At 65.1% G+C, this 16,326-nt stretch carries 21 protein-coding genes; 16 read left to right on the forward strand and 5 right to left on the reverse strand.

Annotated elements, in window-relative coordinates; translation table 11 throughout:
- Positions 1 to 130: 130 nt before the first annotated feature.
- Positions 131 to 319 carry a DUF8053 family protein gene (locus NP511_RS23030; RefSeq protein ID WP_084158232.1) on the reverse strand — a complete coding sequence of 63 codons (189 nt, stop codon included), beginning with the start codon at positions 317 to 319 and terminating at the stop codon, positions 131 to 133.
- A 105-nt stretch (positions 320 to 424) separates the two neighbouring features.
- On the opposite strand from NP511_RS23030, the gene NP511_RS04815 reads away from it, so the two are divergent.
- From NP511_RS04815 to NP511_RS04845, 7 genes are read left to right on the forward strand one after another with little or no spacing between them, the layout of a single operon-like run.
- Positions 425 to 748: a hypothetical protein gene (locus NP511_RS04815; RefSeq protein WP_049964643.1), complete on the forward strand. Its 324-nt coding sequence runs from the start codon at positions 425 to 427 to the stop codon at positions 746 to 748.
- Entirely contained in the window at positions 748 to 1,839 is a 1,092-nt protein-coding gene (locus NP511_RS04820; RefSeq protein ID WP_084158233.1) for a hypothetical protein, read from the forward strand. Before NP511_RS04815 ends, NP511_RS04820 begins: the two co-directional genes overlap by 1 nt.
- Positions 1,836 to 2,495 (forward strand): hypothetical protein, encoded by a 660-nt coding sequence (locus NP511_RS04825; RefSeq protein ID WP_049964937.1) that lies wholly within the window; start codon positions 1,836 to 1,838, stop codon positions 2,493 to 2,495. The genes NP511_RS04820 and NP511_RS04825 overlap by 4 nt, the downstream gene beginning before the upstream one ends.
- Positions 2,479 to 3,006 carry a hypothetical protein gene (locus tag NP511_RS04830; protein WP_049964644.1) on the forward strand — a complete coding sequence of 176 codons (528 nt, stop codon included), beginning with the start codon at positions 2,479 to 2,481 and terminating at the stop codon, positions 3,004 to 3,006. The genes NP511_RS04825 and NP511_RS04830 overlap by 17 nt, the downstream gene beginning before the upstream one ends.
- Entirely contained in the window at positions 3,003 to 3,590 is a 588-nt protein-coding gene (locus NP511_RS04835; RefSeq protein WP_049964645.1) for a hypothetical protein, read from the forward strand. Before NP511_RS04830 ends, NP511_RS04835 begins: the two co-directional genes overlap by 4 nt.
- A complete protein-coding gene (locus NP511_RS04840) occupies positions 3,587 to 4,375 on the forward strand; it encodes an ATP-binding protein (protein ID WP_049964646.1) in 789 nt (262 codons plus the stop codon). Before NP511_RS04835 ends, NP511_RS04840 begins: the two co-directional genes overlap by 4 nt.
- 4 nt (positions 4,376 to 4,379) lie before the next feature.
- A complete protein-coding gene (locus NP511_RS04845; RefSeq protein WP_049964647.1) occupies positions 4,380 to 4,565 on the forward strand; it encodes a hypothetical protein in 186 nt (61 codons plus the stop codon).
- 16 nt (positions 4,566 to 4,581) lie between these two features.
- On the opposite strand, the gene NP511_RS04850 is transcribed toward NP511_RS04845, so the two are convergent.
- The gene (locus NP511_RS04850; protein ID WP_049964648.1) at positions 4,582 to 5,739 is read right to left on the reverse strand and encodes a Fic family protein; all 1,158 of its coding nucleotides are present in this window, start codon (positions 5,737 to 5,739) and stop codon (positions 4,582 to 4,584) included.
- Between the two features lie 227 nt (positions 5,740 to 5,966).
- On the opposite strand from NP511_RS04850, the gene NP511_RS04855 reads away from it, so the two are divergent.
- The 9 genes from NP511_RS04855 to NP511_RS04895 all read left to right on the forward strand — a co-directional run bounded on the left by NP511_RS04855 (position 5,967) and on the right by NP511_RS04895 (position 10,848).
- Complete coding sequence (locus NP511_RS04855; RefSeq protein WP_006432817.1) at positions 5,967 to 6,242, forward strand: hypothetical protein; 276 nt, start codon at positions 5,967 to 5,969, stop codon at positions 6,240 to 6,242.
- Entirely contained in the window at positions 6,243 to 6,734 is a 492-nt protein-coding gene (locus NP511_RS04860) for a hypothetical protein (RefSeq protein ID WP_049964649.1), read from the forward strand.
- The gene (locus NP511_RS04865; protein ID WP_049964650.1) at positions 6,734 to 7,471 is read left to right on the forward strand and encodes a hypothetical protein; all 738 of its coding nucleotides are present in this window, start codon (positions 6,734 to 6,736) and stop codon (positions 7,469 to 7,471) included. The genes NP511_RS04860 and NP511_RS04865 overlap by 1 nt, the downstream gene beginning before the upstream one ends.
- A gap of 6 nt (positions 7,472 to 7,477) precedes the next feature.
- Positions 7,478 to 7,714: a hypothetical protein gene (locus NP511_RS04870; RefSeq protein WP_049964651.1), complete on the forward strand. Its 237-nt coding sequence runs from the start codon at positions 7,478 to 7,480 to the stop codon at positions 7,712 to 7,714.
- Positions 7,715 to 7,776: 62 nt separating this feature from the next.
- A complete protein-coding gene (locus NP511_RS04875) occupies positions 7,777 to 8,514 on the forward strand; it encodes a hypothetical protein (protein WP_049964652.1) in 738 nt (245 codons plus the stop codon).
- A gap of 2 nt (positions 8,515 to 8,516) precedes the next feature.
- A complete protein-coding gene (locus NP511_RS04880; RefSeq protein ID WP_049964653.1) occupies positions 8,517 to 8,732 on the forward strand; it encodes a hypothetical protein in 216 nt (71 codons plus the stop codon).
- Positions 8,729 to 9,205: a hypothetical protein gene (locus NP511_RS04885; RefSeq protein WP_049964654.1), complete on the forward strand. Its 477-nt coding sequence runs from the start codon at positions 8,729 to 8,731 to the stop codon at positions 9,203 to 9,205. Before NP511_RS04880 ends, NP511_RS04885 begins: the two co-directional genes overlap by 4 nt.
- Positions 9,202 to 10,197, forward strand: a complete 996-nt coding sequence (locus NP511_RS04890; protein ID WP_049964655.1) for a hypothetical protein — start codon at positions 9,202 to 9,204, stop codon at positions 10,195 to 10,197. The genes NP511_RS04885 and NP511_RS04890 overlap by 4 nt, the downstream gene beginning before the upstream one ends.
- A complete protein-coding gene (locus NP511_RS04895) occupies positions 10,198 to 10,848 on the forward strand; it encodes a hypothetical protein (RefSeq protein ID WP_049964656.1) in 651 nt (216 codons plus the stop codon).
- 58 nt (positions 10,849 to 10,906) lie between these two features.
- Here the strand turns inward: NP511_RS04895 and NP511_RS04900 are convergent, their stop codons facing one another.
- The 3 genes from NP511_RS04900 to NP511_RS04910 form a co-directional block, all read right to left on the reverse strand.
- Positions 10,907 to 11,368 (reverse strand): ribbon-helix-helix domain-containing protein, encoded by a 462-nt coding sequence (locus NP511_RS04900; protein WP_211249089.1) that lies wholly within the window; start codon positions 11,366 to 11,368, stop codon positions 10,907 to 10,909.
- A 121-nt stretch (positions 11,369 to 11,489) separates the two neighbouring features.
- Positions 11,490 to 11,921, reverse strand: coding sequence for an SWIM zinc finger family protein (locus tag NP511_RS04905; protein ID WP_049964658.1), 432 nt, complete (start codon positions 11,919 to 11,921; stop codon positions 11,490 to 11,492).
- A gap of 424 nt (positions 11,922 to 12,345) precedes the next feature.
- Positions 12,346 to 16,254, reverse strand: a complete 3,909-nt coding sequence (locus NP511_RS04910) for an Eco57I restriction-modification methylase domain-containing protein (protein ID WP_049964659.1) — start codon at positions 16,252 to 16,254, stop codon at positions 12,346 to 12,348.
- Positions 16,255 to 16,326: the final 72 nt, after the last annotated feature.

Raw genomic sequence — 16,326 nt, forward strand, 5'->3', positions numbered from 1 at the left:
TGGGGAATAAGACGGATTAATACCGATGTTCAAGGTGTCCCGTACCCTATGGGTACGGGACAGGTTATACTAGCGGTGCTAGGACTAGGATCCTAGCAAAATTGGCTCGAGAGGATCGCTGTTTATCGGTTCAAACAGGGTACTCGTCTGGATCAATAACGGAAACTTCCCATGTTCCTGTATCGGTCCGCGTCACTCGTACCGGCTGATCTTTCACGTTGCCGTTCTCGTCTACCAACCCGAGCGCCCGAAGTTCGCCCTTCGGGAGTACAACACCGCCCGACGTACGACCAACTTGTGTCAACTGGTGGATCGGCATGGCTACGTTCCTAACTGGTCCTGAATCTGTTTAAACATTAGTCTCACCAGTACGAGACTATGATATTCCCGACCGCTATCACTCGCTCGAGAGTCTCATCGAAGCATGGGGACGGACAACTCGCCACCGACTGACGAGAAGCCCATCGACGAGGTCTACCACGACCGGAATCTCCTCGCGATCGCCTTCGCGAGAGCGATCCGGCTCACGTGGGGCCCGAACACCGCTGGTTGGTACTGGCACGACGAGTGGCCGGTCGTCTGGGTCGATACGCCGACCGGCCAGAAATCCTGGCACGTTACGCCGGATCTCGAGGACGTCCTCGAGCGGTCGTCACTCCAACAGACCGAACCGACCGGCGGCTACGACGGCTACTCGCGGACGCTGAAGAACTGCCGACTCGCCCGCTACATCACTGGAGCCTATTGATGACGGAACGGATCGAGTTCGGATCGAAAGCGGCGGCCGACCAATTCCGCGATGACTACGAGGATCACCTCTGTACCGACGACGACCGCCGACTCAAGACCGTCGCGATCTCGTCGGACGCGCCCGCCCACATCCTCGAGACGGCGACGGTCGAAGCGTCCGATGGCCAAGCCGACCGTGACGGCTCGGGACAGCTCCCGCTCGAGGACCACGAAATCGAGTCGATCGACTGGTCGAAGGGACGGGCGAACGTCCCGTGGGCCCGCTCGATCAAGGCGGCGATGCGCGACGAGGGCGTCGACGACTGGCTCGCCTACCTCGATCCGTCGCTCACCGTCGACGAACACCGCGAGGTTGCCAAGCGGGCCACTCGAGACGAGCGCGGCGATCGCCTCGATGCCGAATCGGATGTCGACGAGCAACTCGCCCGGACACGAGCTGCAGGCGATCAATGCGGCAACGCGGCGACACACTGCGAGGACGGTGACGATGCCGCTTGCGAGTTCCTCACCGACGAATGTGGCTTCGACGAATCGGAGGTACAGACACTGCTCTCCGATTTCGATGACGAAGTCCCGTCCGACGAAATCACCGGGAAGTGGCTCGGTGCGATCCGGCGCGCCTGGCAAGGCTATCACAACGCGACCGACACGCTCGAGGCGGCTCTCGCAGAAGCCGGCGACTCGGTCAACCACGCGATCGCCGCGGCGAAGGCCATCAATGGCATCCGCCGAGCGCACGGTCAGGACGAAATCGAGGCGTTCACCGAACTCGAGCGACTGCAGCGGCCCCTTCGGTGGGACCCCACGACAGAGATCACTGACGAACCCGGCACCGACGAGCCTGACGACCAACTGCTCGCCGATGACCGCCACCTCGAGGACGAGGCCGACGAGACGCTGTTCGACCACGCGGTGAACGAACCCGATGAGGGGATCGAGAACCCCTCGAGGGAGTTCCGCGCAGCTCAGCAAGACGGCTACCTCCGACAGGGTGACGGCGACGACGTCGACGAACGCGAGGGACTCGGGCAGTTCGGAGCCAGGAGAAGCGACACGAAAGCACTCGAGGACTTCGAGAGCGACACATGACAGGCTACTTCTGCCCCGTCGAGGGGTGCGACAAACACGACGACGAATGGGACGATGAGCAACCTCCCTTTGCCTCGAGGGAGGCGGTCAGGAGCCACATCAATGCGATGAGCGGCGACGACCACCAGCGAGCAAGGGACGAAGGGGCCTGGGAAGGGGCCCCGACCACCAGCGAAGGCACAGACGGCGACGGGGTCGAGAGCAGTGACGAGCAGCGACCCGAAGGGACCGAGAGCAGCGACGACCAGCCAGACGAGCAGGCAGAAAGCAGCGACGAAGGGGACCAACCCGCCCCCTCGAGCAGCGACACGACCGACGAGAGCAACGACGACCAGGGAGACGAGCAAGTGAAACCCGCAGACAGCACCGACCCGTGGGACCCAGACGAGCAGCCAAACGACCAGCAAGAAGGGACGGCTCAAGGGGGCCCGAGCAGTGGCTCTACCCCCTCGAGCAGTGCCTCGATCGGTGGGCCGAGTCTCCGGACCACTGCCGTCCTGATCGGGGCGGCCGTCGCCGTGGCGCTCCTGATCCTCTTGTGGCGTCGTCGCCGGTCGAACACGATCGACGCCGACTCGGCCGAACCGGCACCCGACGAGGACGACTCGAGCGGCAACGGCATCGACCGCGAAGCCGGAGGTGGTCTCGTTGACTGACGACCGAGACGGCGACCGCGAGGACGATCCCGAACCTGAGGAGTCCCTCGAGGAAGAGGCGTACGCCGAGATCGATCCGGAGATCGCCGAGCAGGTCGCGGAAGCCGACGCCGAGGACCCCAACGACGAGGTAGACGTCGACGACCCGGCGGAGGAACCTGACGACGACGTCGGCGAAGCCGCCACGGGTGATCGAAAGACGGTCGGTCACGTCTACTGTCGGGCCCTCGGTGCCGGTGCGGCGATCAGCCAAGATCGGATGGGCTCGGGCGTCGACGATCGCTCGGCGGTGATCGACGAGTACGCCGACCTCGCGAAGGAACTCGACCTCGACGAGTACATGGACCAGTGGTACCGGGAGAACCTCAGCGGCAGTTCGGAACTCGGGCCCGGTCAGGGGCTCGTGGCGATGACCTCGCTGTTCGCCGTGATGGTCCTCGTCGAGGACACGGAGATGCTCGACGGCGCGATCGACTCCATGAGCGGGGCTACCGCGGAGGTGGAAGCATGAACCTCCGCGAGATCGCGACCGGCGGCGACCCACGGAAGGCCCTCGCGACGAAGTTCTTCCAGAGCAAGCAGGCTGAAGCCTTCCTCTCGATCGTCGCTCACCGCGAGCGCCGGATTATGGAGGCCGTCGCCGACCTCCAGGAGGCCGTCGACGAGGACGATATCGAACCCCTCGAGGGACTGCCGTCGGTCGACGATCGCGTTGAGCAAATCCGCTCGATGGCTCTCGCGATGATCGACGATTCGCTCCCCTCGTGGTACGTCGAGGAAGCGATCGACATCGAAAACGCGGAGGAAGCCGCCCAGTACGCCGACCTCACCGACGAGGAATGGCAGACGACCAAAGAGACGTGGGCCGACCGCTACCGCGAGCAGGGCGTCGAGGGCGGCGTCGACGAACTCGCCACGGCTCACGTCCGGACTCGGTTCGACGTCGACGACCTCGAGACGTTCCGCGAGGCCGTCGTCGACTGGCCGAACGAGCGGCAGCAAGCCGTCCTCGAGGAGGCCCTCGCCGGCGGCCTCGAGATGGCCGAGCAGGGGATTCGCGACGTAACCAACGCCGTTGACTCGGAGGACCGATGAACCTCGCGTTCGGTGCCCGGACCAACTGGGGCAAATCGTACGGTCTGCAGGCGTATACCGAACGGAACGCGCCGGAGTACGACCGGACGATCCTCATCGACTACAAGGACGAGTACACCGGCCTCGTCGAGTCGGGACTCCTGCAGCGGCTCCCGCTCCGACCAGGAACTGACGATCTCTCGCGAGCCGAGTGGCGACGAATCTTCGAGGACAACGGCAGCCTGCAACTGGCCCGGGACGGCATGACCGACGACGCCTGGCGCGAGGCGATCGCGACCGCCATCGCCGCGCTGGCCCAGCTCGAGGAACGCACGTTCCTGGGGCTAGACGAGGCCCACCGCCTCGCTCCTCAGCGGGACGGTTACCCCGACGAGTTCGACACACTCGCGACGACCTGGCACGGCGACGGGATGGGTGTCGCGTGGGTCACCCAGCGATTCGCGAAACTCGACGAAGACATCGCCTCGCAGTGTCAGGCGTCAATGCTCGGCGGGTTTGGCTCTGGCAACGATCTCGACAAGGTCCGGGGAATCGTCGAGTACCCGGCCGATGTCCACAAAGCCGACGCCGAACGCTGTCCGCGGACGCTCCCCGATGAACTGCTCGTTGACGGCGAACCGCTGACGCTCCGCCGGTTCAGCGACGACGCGGGCAACACGATCGGCTCCGAGTGGATCTACTCGGATGATACGACGCTGCAGCGGATCGACTCGCGGGAGTGGACGCTCGAGAGTACCCACTACGGAAGTGATCGGGTCCGGATCAAACACCCCTTCGACGACTAATCAGATGCGAACCGACATCACGCTCCGCGGGAGCAAGGCCGACCAGTTCGAACGGATTCAAAACCACCTCGAGGACCGTCGCGGTCACGAACTTTCGCGGGCCGATGTCGTTGGGGCCCTAATGGCGGACTTCGAGCAGGACCTCGAGAACACCCGCGGCGGGTCCGTTCGACGGTGCAGTGGGAAATGAGCCCACGATCTCCGAACTAGTTATCAGGCCGCCTCTCGAGGATGTCGAAGATATCGATCGCTTTGTACTCTTGATTCCGTTGTTTGCCGGTCGCCTCGACGAGAACGCCGTCGGAGACTAACTCCTCGATGGCGTTGTACGCGGTTTGTCGACTGACATCGAACTCGTCTTGGACATCGTTGGCAGTGAAGTACGGCATATCGAAGACGCCGCGCGCAAGGCGATGACTCGTTTTCTGGTGTGGATACCGCTGCTCGTAGTCGCGCCGAAGTTCCATCAGCCGCTGTGTCCGCTCGTATGAGTCCCGCGCCTGTACCTCGATCCCTTTGAGGAAGAACGTGATCCAGTCCCGCCAGTCCCCGGTTTCGCTCACAGCGCGCATCTTCTCGACGTACTCCTGTTTGTTGCGGTTGAAGTAGGCGCTCGGATAGAGATACGGCTCGCTCAGATAGCCTTCAGCACAGAGCTGTAAGACGATGAGAATGCGGCCGAGCCGGCCGTTCCCGTCCTCACAGGGGTGGATCGTCTCGAACTGATAGTGCGTAATCGCCAGATCGACGAGCGGGTGATATTGGCCGCCCATCTGGATATACGTCTCCAGCGAGTCCATCAGCTCGGGCACTGATCCGTGCGGCGGGGGAACGAACGGCGGTTGACTGGCGTACGGAGAGGGGAGGTGGACATCGGTCGTCCGCCAGTCTCCGACGACCTCACCTTCGTTCCGCACGTTTTCGAGGAGCAACTCGTGGAGCGACTGGAAGAGATCGAGCGTTATCGGCTCGCCTTGTTTGATCGCGTTGAATCCTTTCTGAAGGGCGCGTTCGGCGTTCAAGACCTCCTGCAAGTCCCGACTCACGTCGACGGACTCGTCTCTGCTGGTCCGAGTGTGATGGGCGTATACCTCGTCCACGTCGACATCGGCCCCTTCTATTTCGGCGGTCTCGACGGCCTCGAGTCGGACGAGAGACGTGTAGAGGACCGGCGAGAAATCGACGGTCGGACTGATACCGTCGATTCGGCCGAGCTGAAAGGACGCATCGGCGATCCGTTCCGTGAGTTCGTCGTCGACATCGATCCGTGTCGAGAGGGGGAGCTTGTCGGGAATGTAGTACGGATGTGGATGAGACTCGCGATAGTGCCCGGGTGCCTCTTCCGGAAGGTCTCGAGTCCGCATTTGACTATACCACGAACTCCGGCCTGTTAATCATATCGCTCTTAAACCGATTTGATTACTGGTGCCTGGGACGGCCCTACGCAAAATACGAGACGGGAGTTTTGGAGAAGGGGTCCGCTTGCGACAGCGGTTGACTTCGGATCACCGCAGACCGCCACCAGCTACGTCGACTGACTGCGGTCCTGACGCGCTCATATATCCGAATTCGACCGGTTGATCCGAACTGCATGGCGATGAACTTCGATCAGGCCACGCAGGCCCTGACTGACAGCGACGTGTGGATGGATGTCGGCATGGTCGCGGGCGGCTACCTCGCTCCGTACCTCGTCGACACGGCAACTGGCACGATGCTCCCGTCGGAAATCTTCGGTATCGGCGGGATGGCGCTGGGCGAGATGGTCGTCAACAAGCGCGCGTTCACTCTCGGTTCGGGCGCGTTCGTCGTCCGCGAGGCTGCCGAGCGCTTCAACGCCCAGGGCATGATCAACGAGGTGCTGGCGTAAATGAGCCTCTCACTCTACGCCGCCCTCGGCGACTCGAGCAAGTACGTCGAGACGAAGACGAACGTCACCGACCAGCTGACTCCGGTGCTGTCGATCAACCCCAAGGACGGCGTGGGCGTTCTCATCCGCAACGCCGTCGACATGGGGAGCAAGGTCGGCGTCCCGATCTACGCGAAGCTTCGCGACGCCGACGGCAACCCGCTCCCCGCAAACACTCGCATCGCGCTCGGCTACCAGGCTCCGACAGACGAGAGCATTCAGGTCGTCTCCGACCCGAAGTCGACGATTGCGAGCTACATCAAAAACTCCGTCTCGGATCAGCAGGACGACCGCAAGGTCGACGCCATCAAGCACCAGCTCAAGGGCGAGAAGCTCGAGGTGCGGGACATCGACGAAGCGTACATCCTCGTCGATTCCTCCGAACCGATCGATCACGCCCAGAGTGAGATCTACTTCGAGGAAGCCGCGCTTGCGGAGGTGGACCTCGAGTAATGGCGGTCAAACACAAGCTCAAGTCGGCAAACTGGATTCCCGGCAGCATCTCCCTCCGCGAGTTCGAGACCCAGGCGGCTACTCCCGGCGAGGCGAGCGTCGTCGCTGAGATCCAGCTCGGTCGACCGCTCCAACTCCGCGACGATCCCAACAGCGAACTGCGGGTCGTCCTCCCGGCCCACGAACATCGAACGACCAACGGGACGGCAGACGATCAGGAGACGTTCGAACTCGATCACAACCTGATCGAGTGCCCGACCACCGAGTCGTTCGTCCTCTACGAAGACGGTGCGGTCGTCGATCCGGACAGCGTCGACTACGACGCCAACTCGTTCGACTACACGTCGAGCGGGACCGACACCGACCTCGACGTCTTCTACGTTCCCCGCGATCCGGCGGCGGTCGAGATCCGGAAGACCGCACCCGGAGCGGGCGGCAAGGTCAATCAGACGCTCAAGGAGGCACAGACGGCGATCCTGCACACTCGAGACCAGGCCCAGCAGGAGATTCGGTTCGGCTTCGACCGGACGCCGCTGCAGCCGTACCTGCCGCGGAAGTTCCGGCTGCAGGTCGTCGTCGACGCGCCGTACAAGGTCGCCTTCGAGGCTCCCGAACGAGCCAACGGGACCCCTCGAGCGCGCAACGCCCTGCTGTCGCTACCGCGGTTCCAGACCGAGGCCCGTATCGACGGGCTGGGCGCGGCGGTCAAGCAGGACATGATCGGAGTTCGGGGGTGATCCCCCGTGCAGGGCGGTCTTTCCGAAGGAACCGGACCCGGAGAGGTAGCGGTGACGACCACGTCGTCCGAAGCGACTGCGACCACGACCTCGAGGCCGGCGAACCAAAATCAACCCCAGCAGCCGCCGGAGAGCCCGACGGCGCGACTCGTCTACGGCACGCAGTGGACGCAGGACGACATCATGATCGGTCTGCTCGCGCTGCAGGCGGTGCTGCTGGTGTTCGTCACGATTCGATCATGAACGGACACACGCAGGGGCTCGTGACGGGCCCCACCGACAGTATCGACATGGAGGTGAGCTAGATGCCGGGACCTGCAGCGGCCCTGGCCGCCGGCGAGGCGGCCGACAAGGCCGGCGATGCCGCCGAACCCGCTGCGGAGGCCGTGAGCAACGTCTCCGACAACTTCAGCGACGCCGCCAAGAACAGCCGCGGGTTCAACATCGCGATGATCGTCGGCATCGCGATCGTCGGCTACGTCGTCTATCGCTGGATGCAGATGATGCGCGGGCCCGGCCAGACCGCCGACGGGATCGGCGACACGCTCGGCAACATCATCGGCGGGACGACCAACGCCGCCGGTGGAGCCGGCGACGCCGCAGCCGGTGTCGGCGGTGCGATCGGCGATATCTGGGGTGGCTCGACCGACGCAGCCGGCGGAATCGGTGGCGCGATCGGCGACGTGTGGGGCGGCGCGACCGACCTCGCAGACGGCGCGAGTGACTTCGGTGGTGATGTCCTGGGCGATGTCTGGGGCGGCTCGACCGATGCGGCGGACGGCGTCGGCGATGCGATTGGCGACACCTTCGATGGGGTCACCGATGCCGGCGGCAACCTCTTCGGCGGTCTGATGGGTGCCGGTGACGACGCGGCCGACGCCGGCGGTGACATGGTCGACGGCGCGACCGATACCGGCGACAACCTCATCGACGGTGCAACCGACGCCGGTGGAAACTTCGTCGACGGCGCGACCGACGCTGGCGGGAACTTCGTCGACGGTGCCGGCGACGCCGTGGGCAACCTCACCGGAGGGCTGATCTAGCGATGGAGCCCACCGCCTTGCTCAACAACTTCGGCTTCCCGACCGTCGCGTTCCTGCTCATGTACCGCCTCTACCTGAAAGAACGCGACCAACGCCGCGAGGAGCGGGGCAACTGGCTCGAGGCGATCCAGGAACACACGGCCGCGGTGCGCGATCTCCGACGCGACGTGCGGACGGTCGCGACCGACGGCGGCGAACAGGAGGGGGATGCATCGTGATCGGCTCCTCGACAGTGGGCCCGAACAGCCCCATCGAACGCGTCCTCGAGGACTACGGCGTCGGTGCCTCTTCCTGGGGCGAGGACCTCGTCGAGAGCGACACCGAGCGACTGCTCCTCGCGCTCCTGCTCGAGCATCGGGGGGAGAATGCGGTCGAGGCGCTCAACCCCGAGTCCGAGGACAGCCAGGAGGCGGCGTACTTCGTCACGGAGAACCCGCTGGTGGTCGACTCGATCGACGAGAATCGACTCAACTGGGGGTATCCGGCGACCTCGGTCACTGTCTGGGGATACGATGAGCCGATCTACGTCGCGTTCCGGTCAGAGGGCGACTATCGGAAGATCCCCCTCGAGCCCGGTGACGCTCCCTACCACGCAGCGCCAGAGGGCGGCCTCGGAGCCTCGAGCGCGTGGATTCGGAAGCAGAGTGAAGACACGAACGACACGACTGTGAAGGTCAAAGCATACAAATGACGACAATCGCAGAAACGACGGGAACGCTCCCGGATCTCATCGACGCAATCGCATCGGCAGCAACCAGCCTCAGCGAGTGGTCAGACGCGGACTCCGCTATTACCAACGACGGCAGTTCGACCAACTACGTCGATAACGGACGGGTCTTACAGCACTCTTCGAGTGGGATCTTCGTCGGGCTGTTCCTGCAAACGTCCGAATACGCCCACGAGGACGACGACTACAATTCGCGTCACGCTGGTGGCATCCGAATCGTTCACTCCACCGACTGGGATACCGAGAACAACGTTCCGGCAGGAAGTACCGACGTTCGATCGGCCGACCCGTGGAGTGGCGATGTCGGTAACCACGCGGGAGCATCGTTCACGACCACCGACTACGGTACCGGAAACCACGACTACGCGTACGGCAACGCAAGCGGCTCGACGCAGGTCTACATCCTCGAAGGGAACCACGGTGTCGATGTCCTCCAGTCGACCGAGGTCACGTACTTCGGCTCGGTGACGAACAACTGGATCAACTTCGGCGCGTGGAACACTGAAGACGGCACAAACGGCCGAGCTGGCTACTACTCCTTCGAGTACGTCAACAGCAAGTTCTGGGCCGACGGCAACGACCCGTTCGCGGCCTACGCACAGTCAAGCGTCAATCACGGAAACCAGACGGCCCTCTCGAGTTGGAAAACGATGTACGGGCACAATGAAACGGACCCGAGTTACCCGTACAAGGCCTCCGGATTCGACAATCCCGCATGGTGCATGGTCAACCCCGACAGCGGGGACGATACGTACTTCTTCCGCCGGGGGGTCATGTACCAAACCTCGAACAACAGCGTCCCGGTCGCCTACCTCAAGGCGATCATCGGCAACGACATCAACGAGGGTGGTGCCCATGGCGACACGATCGACCACGACGGGGAAACCTACCGGGTCGTTCGCCAGTCCGGGGCCGGAACCAGCACGACGATCACCGCCGGTCTCCGGTACGAATAGATGACAACGTACTCGACGACCACTGCACAGACCGATTCGGACGGGTTCGGCAGCAAAGGCGATACGACTCGCTCGACGACGATCGCCCGACCGGGGAACGTCTCACTCTCGAGTCGGAGCATGGTCGCTCGAGGCGGGACCGCGATCGAAGGCCAAGCAGCGACGACCGACCACAACCTCGAGCATCGAGTAGGCCAGTACGTGCGTCCTGACCACGATATTGGAGGGATAGAACCGGAAGCCACCGCAACCGCTTCGAAGTCGGACAACGACTTCAGCGGAGTCTCTGCCGGTATGGAGTTCCCGACGGCCGCGTACATCCCGAGCGCGTACTTCCGACTGGTTGACGGCGTGGCGATCAACCCGGAGGGTGAGCGGATCACCAACGCGAAGTGGGTCATCGCTCAGGACGGCCTCCCGACCGCTGGAGAGGTCGACGACAACGGAGAGTTCAAGATTAATCTCCTCCGGAACGAGTACGAGAACTTCGCCCTGCTCGTCGAGGCTGAGGACTACAGCGGGCTCGACTACGTCTGGTATCAGTACCGGCGGACGGTTATCGACTCGACCCGGGCCGAGGTCGTCCTCGTCTTCGAGGAATCGGAGGTAACGAACGGTCTTGATGCCTCTGTCGGGGTAAAGATGGGATGATCGAATAGCACTCGAGGACGACCGTACGATCGGTCTCGAAAAGAAGACAGAGGACCGCTTACGCGACTGCTTTCTCTCCTGGCTCGACGGTATCCTCACCGTCGGTGTAGCGCATCGGCGGGACGATCACCCAGACGTGCTGGTTGCCCGCCCACACCGAGACGTAGCCCTCGCTCTCGAGGGGCTTGATGATCTCGTCGGGGACGGCGCTCTTGGGCGTGGTGTTGTCGTAGAGCTTGTTCTTGGCCATCTCGAGTTTGACCCGGCGCTTGTCCTTGTGCGGAGCCGACGCCCGCTCGTGGAGGATGCGGTACGCCTCGGCGAGTCGTTCGTCGTCGGGAAGGACCGGCTGGGGAGCGTCGAGATCACCCTTCGCCTCGACTTCTTTCTGGACCAGCTCGCGAAGCTTCTCGCTTCGGTTCATATCCTCGCGGTCGGCGATCTCGTCGAGCGTCTCGAGCAGGTCGTCGGGGCAACCGAACGACACGCGACTCGAGGGGTCGTGATCCATCCGTCCCATCAGCGGTTCACCCCGATTTGCATATCCCGTGAATACGCAGACGGCGTCGGGATCGACAGTTCGTATGCAAGGGGGGTGGGGATGCCTACGGAGGAGGCTATCGCGCGGGTGTGCGTGCGCGTCATGCGCGACCCTCCATCTCCCGCTCGTAGTTGCGTGATCGTTCGATCGGCCCGTCGTGGGGTTCGCCCTCGAGCGCCTCGTTGGTTGCGTGGCGCATCTTGTGTTCGTCGTCGGGACTGCCGTCGGTCGACGCCACGTCGATCAACTCGAGGAAGTCGGCCTTCCGAAGCGTGCAGAGATGGGCGCACGGGCCGTCGTGGTACTCCCAGCCCTTGCAGTCGCACCGACCGAGGTACTCGCCGTCCTCGAGACCGAGCGCACAGTAGTGGACGCTCTCGCCATCTCTGAGCGTGACCTTGTAGCCGAACCGTCCGAACGATTCGATCAGCGCCTCGCGTGGGTCCGCTCGAGCCCACGACTCTGTCTCACCGTCGCGTTCCTCGAGGAAGTCGATAGGCTTCCCATCAGTGGGTTTCGGGAAGGTACTCATCGGCCTCGAGCCACCTCCTGTAGATCGTGTGGACCATTCTCACAAACGCGACGGGGGAGGCCGCCGGTCGTGGTCTCGGTGATCATCTGACCACCGCAGTGTGGACAGTATCGGGTCACGCTCCGACACCCCCGCAGTACTGCGATTGACCATGGCCGAGGATTTCAGTTGCCCGCCCGGCGAGTCCACTCGAAATTTTCCGCCGTGATCAGGGAACGACGCTCGAGCGACGCTTCCCCGAACGCGCCTGAATCGTACCGCCGAGAGACGCCCGGAACGAGACGCGATCGCTCACCGATTCAATTGCCTCGAGTCGGAGAGTAATACAGCGCGAAGACCTCTCGTTGCGTCGCAATCGACCAGCGATCAATTGTTCGAACGGCTTCGATCTCGAGTCGTCGCGATCGCGGATTCCGAACGCGGCTCACTCGCTGCCGAACTCGCGTCGTACGGTCTCGCGTTCGGTCGCCGAGAGGCCGTACAACGCACTGACTCGCTCGTCGATCCGTCGGTCGAGGGTCTCGAGTCGTGCGTCCAACGCCGCCACACGCTCCCGTGCCTCACGATAGGCCGCGAGTCCGTCGGCGACGTCCTCGAGTCGGGGCAGGGCCAGCGACTCGAGTCGGTCGAGCGGGGAGATCGTCTTCGTCGCGTCGCGTCTGCAACCCGCGGCCCCGTCGCCCGCCGAGACCGCGTGGGGGACGAACGCCGCGAGCAGCGCCGCCCGGTCGTCGTCGGGATCGGTGACCTCGAGTGCAGGGATGGGATCGGTTTCAGCGTATCCCCAGCGGTCGGTATCGACGGCAGCGTCGTCGGGCTTGTACCGGACGGTCGCCGAGAGTCGGAACGTCGTGCCGTCGTCGACGGCGACGGAGCCGAGTTTCAGGGTCGGACGATCGGTCGTCGTCGCCACGAGGGGCGTCGTCGCTACGCCGTCAGCTCGACGGACGATGGGGAGATCGTCGACCGACGGACCATCTCGGTAGTCGCCGAGGTAGTCGGGAAGCGCCAGCGAGAGGGTGGATCGCTCGGCGGTCAGCGAGCGCCGTTCGTCGACGGCTGCGACGAGTTCCGGATCGGGAGCGTCGGCCATCGGGACGGGCAACGACTCGACGGTGGACTGGTTGAGCTGGGGGAAGACGGCACGATAGGCGGCGTGTTTGTAGTGGTGATAGAAGGCGAGTACCGACGAGTTCAGGACGCCGAGCAGGTGTTTCAGTTCGGCCGCCGATCCCGACTCGAGACGGACGTTGTATACCGACTTGATCGTGGCGAGGCCGTCGGCGTCGTAGGCGGCGACGAGGGCGTCGCCGGTCTGTCGGAGGAGGAGTTTTGGGCTCTCGTACTGTCGCTCGGCTTTCGCCACGTCGGCCGGGTCGACGTATCGGAGTTCGTCCGCGTCGAGTCCATACCGGCGGATCGCCGCGCCAGGCGCGATCGGGCGGCGGTTTGCCCCCGGGCTGTCGGCGAGGGAATCGGCGCGCTTGCCGATCTCTTCGCCGCGGGAGATGTCGATGAACGACCCCAGAGCCGGCCGTTCCTCGAGCGTCGACAGCACGCGTCGCGTCTCGGCGTCCAGATAGATGCGAAACCGGGCGGCGTCCTGAGACTCGAAGACCGAGGCGGGGATCGATTTGTAGGACAGCGCGTCGAGGTCACCGACGTCGGTCGTATCGGCACAGTCGACCGTGACGTCGCCGTCGCTGGAGGTATCGCCGCCGCTGACGACGATCGCCGCGCCCGTTTCGACGCCGTCGAACGCCGCGCCGACGCGGACGATCGTCGACGGCGGGGCGTTCGTCAGGAGAAACGCCCTGAGTGGCGCGTTGCCCTCGCGGGTGAGGATCGAGTCGGGGACGACGAATCCGACGCGCCCGTCCGTCGACAGGCGGACCGCCCGCTCGTAGCAGGCGACGTAGAGGTCGAACTGGTTCTCGGTCGTGACGAACGCGTCCGCGAGGTACGAGCGGAGCGCGGGCTCGAGCGACGCGCTGATGTCGGCCCGGCCCGCGGTCGCGACCCAGGGCGGGTTGCCGACGACCGCGTCGAAGCCGCCCGCTTCGAGCGGGCGGCCGGCCGGGTCGTAGAACCGTTCGGGAAACGCCAGCCGCCAGTGGAGGAAGCCGTTGGCCGCGGCTGTCCGCTGTGCAGCGGTGAACCAGTCGGTCCGTGCGAGGTGATCCCACGCTTCGTCCCCGTCGCCGTCGAGCGCGGCCAGCAGCCGATCGACCGCGTCGTCGGGGGCCGACTCGAGGCCGAACGCGCGGGCGGTCCGAACGTTCGCGACCGCCTCGAGTCGCCGGCAGTGGGGATCGCGTTCAAACGAGCGGACGCCGGCCGCCAGTTCCGCGGGAGCGGCTGGCGGGTCGGCCTCGAGGGCGATGCGATCCCGAACGAGAGACGAGAGGTCGACGGATGCCTCGGTCCAATCGATCGGATCGTCCCGTCCCGTCGCCGTCGTTCCGAGCGGGTCGCGGTCGCTGCCGACCAATGTGTTCCCGGCCCGGAAATGACCACTGAGGGCCACGGGCGGCCGGTCGGCGGTCAGCGTCCGGAGCCGGAGCGACGCGGTCGCCAGTTCCACCGCGAGGGGGCGGCGATCGACCCCGTAGACGCAGTGCTGGACGACCCGTCGGCGGGCCCAGTCGGCGTCGCGCTCGGAGGCGAGGGACTCGAGTCCACGCTCGCGGGCCTGTCGTTCCTGTGCGGCGACCAGGTCCCGGGTGAGCGCGTCGACGACCGCGGTCAGGAAGCGGCCGCTGCCCATCGCGGGGTCGAGGACGGCGAGATCGAACACGCGGTCGGCGACCCGGTCCGCGACCGGCGCGTCCGTCTCGGGGTCGTGATCGGTGAGGTCGGCGCGGATCTCGGACAGGAGCGGCCCGACGATCCGATCGACGATGTACTCGACCATGGACGGCGGCGTGTAGTACGAGCCCGAGGTCTTCCGGTGACTCCCGTCGGCGGCGAGATACGGCTTCCCCCGGTCGACGGCGACGGGGCCCCCGTCGGCCGGGACGTACTCGCCGTCAATCAGCGCGAGCGGTTCGTCGGCGACCTCGAGGCGCGCCTCGAGCAACCGTTCGTAAACGCGTCCGAGGTCGCGGACGTCGAGCGACGTGGGGACGAACACGAGCCGTCCGTCCCCGTCCCGTCGGGCGAGCAATTCGAGCGCGTGCGACAGGCTGTCGTCGCCGACGCCGTGCGCGGCGAGAAAGCGCAATGCGGGGCTCGAGCGCTCGTCGACGGACCGACTGCTGGAGACGCCGGCCGACCGTTCGAGCCGATCCTCGAGGCGCGCCCAAGCGTCGGTCCCGTCGACATCGTCAGACTCGTTTGACTCGTCGGGGCCGAGCGCGATCGAGCGCATGCACGACCGCAGTCCGCCGCCGTCGGACCGGTCGGTCGCGCTCGAGCGCGTCCGTTCCCGCTCGACCACCGCGCCGATCAGCAGCCGATAGACGGCGGTGAGGGAGGCCTCGAAGAGGAGGTCGCGGTCGCTCTCGTCGAGCGTGTCCCGCTCGAGGTCGGTGTCGGGCGACGCGAGAAAGCCGTCGGCGACAACGGCGACGGCCTCGGCGACGTTCACTCGGAGGTCGTCTCGGAGCGTCTGCGCGTGGGCGGCCGACCGTTCGGCGGCGCGATCGAGGAAACAGTCGCCGTCGGCGTCGGGACTGACGGCCTCGCGACGGAAGAAACAGTAAAAGTACCTGAAAGCCTCACGGTCGCCGGCCTCGAGGATCGCGGAAAGGTCGAATTCGTAGTACGAATCCAGCCGGCCGCTGGTCGAGGCGTCGTAGAGCCGCCATCGCCGGCCGTTCGTCAGGATGCCCCAGCGAACGTCGTTCTCCTGTACGGCAACGTGGAGCCTGTGACTGGGGTTCTCGGCGGGCCGATCGTCCCCCGCGGCCCCGCGCCCGTCGAGGGCTCGGCCCCACGACCTGACGTCGGCGATCGCGACGGCCGCGTCCGGGACCTCGCTCGCGGCCGCGTTCGAATCGTCACGATCTGGACGGTCGGTTCGTGCCGTGCGCTCGGCCCCGGCGTCGCCCGCCAGAACCGCGTAATCCGGCCGACTTCTCGGTGGCCCGGTCGACTCGACCGGGACGACCGACAGTCCAAGAGTCCGGAACGCCGGGCGAACGAATCGCTCCTCGATGGCGTCGGTCGCCGCCGAGTCACGGACCCGATCCCAACAGCGGCGCAGTTCGTCGAACGTCTCGCGGCAGTCGGCGTCGTCGATCGCGGCCCACTCGTCGGTCTCCGGGAGCCGCCGCTCGAGGAAGGCGCTCGAGAACGGGCCGTGAACGGCGCGAACGTGTGGCGACTGCATAGCTGTGTGGACAGCTCGCGGGCCGGGCGGGCCGGCGGGACGCGAGGAGCCGATAGCGATCGGGCGGCTCCG

Source organism: Natrinema thermotolerans (genome assembly GCF_031165565.1).
GTDB lineage: Archaea > Halobacteriota > Halobacteria > Halobacteriales > Natrialbaceae > Natrinema > Natrinema thermotolerans.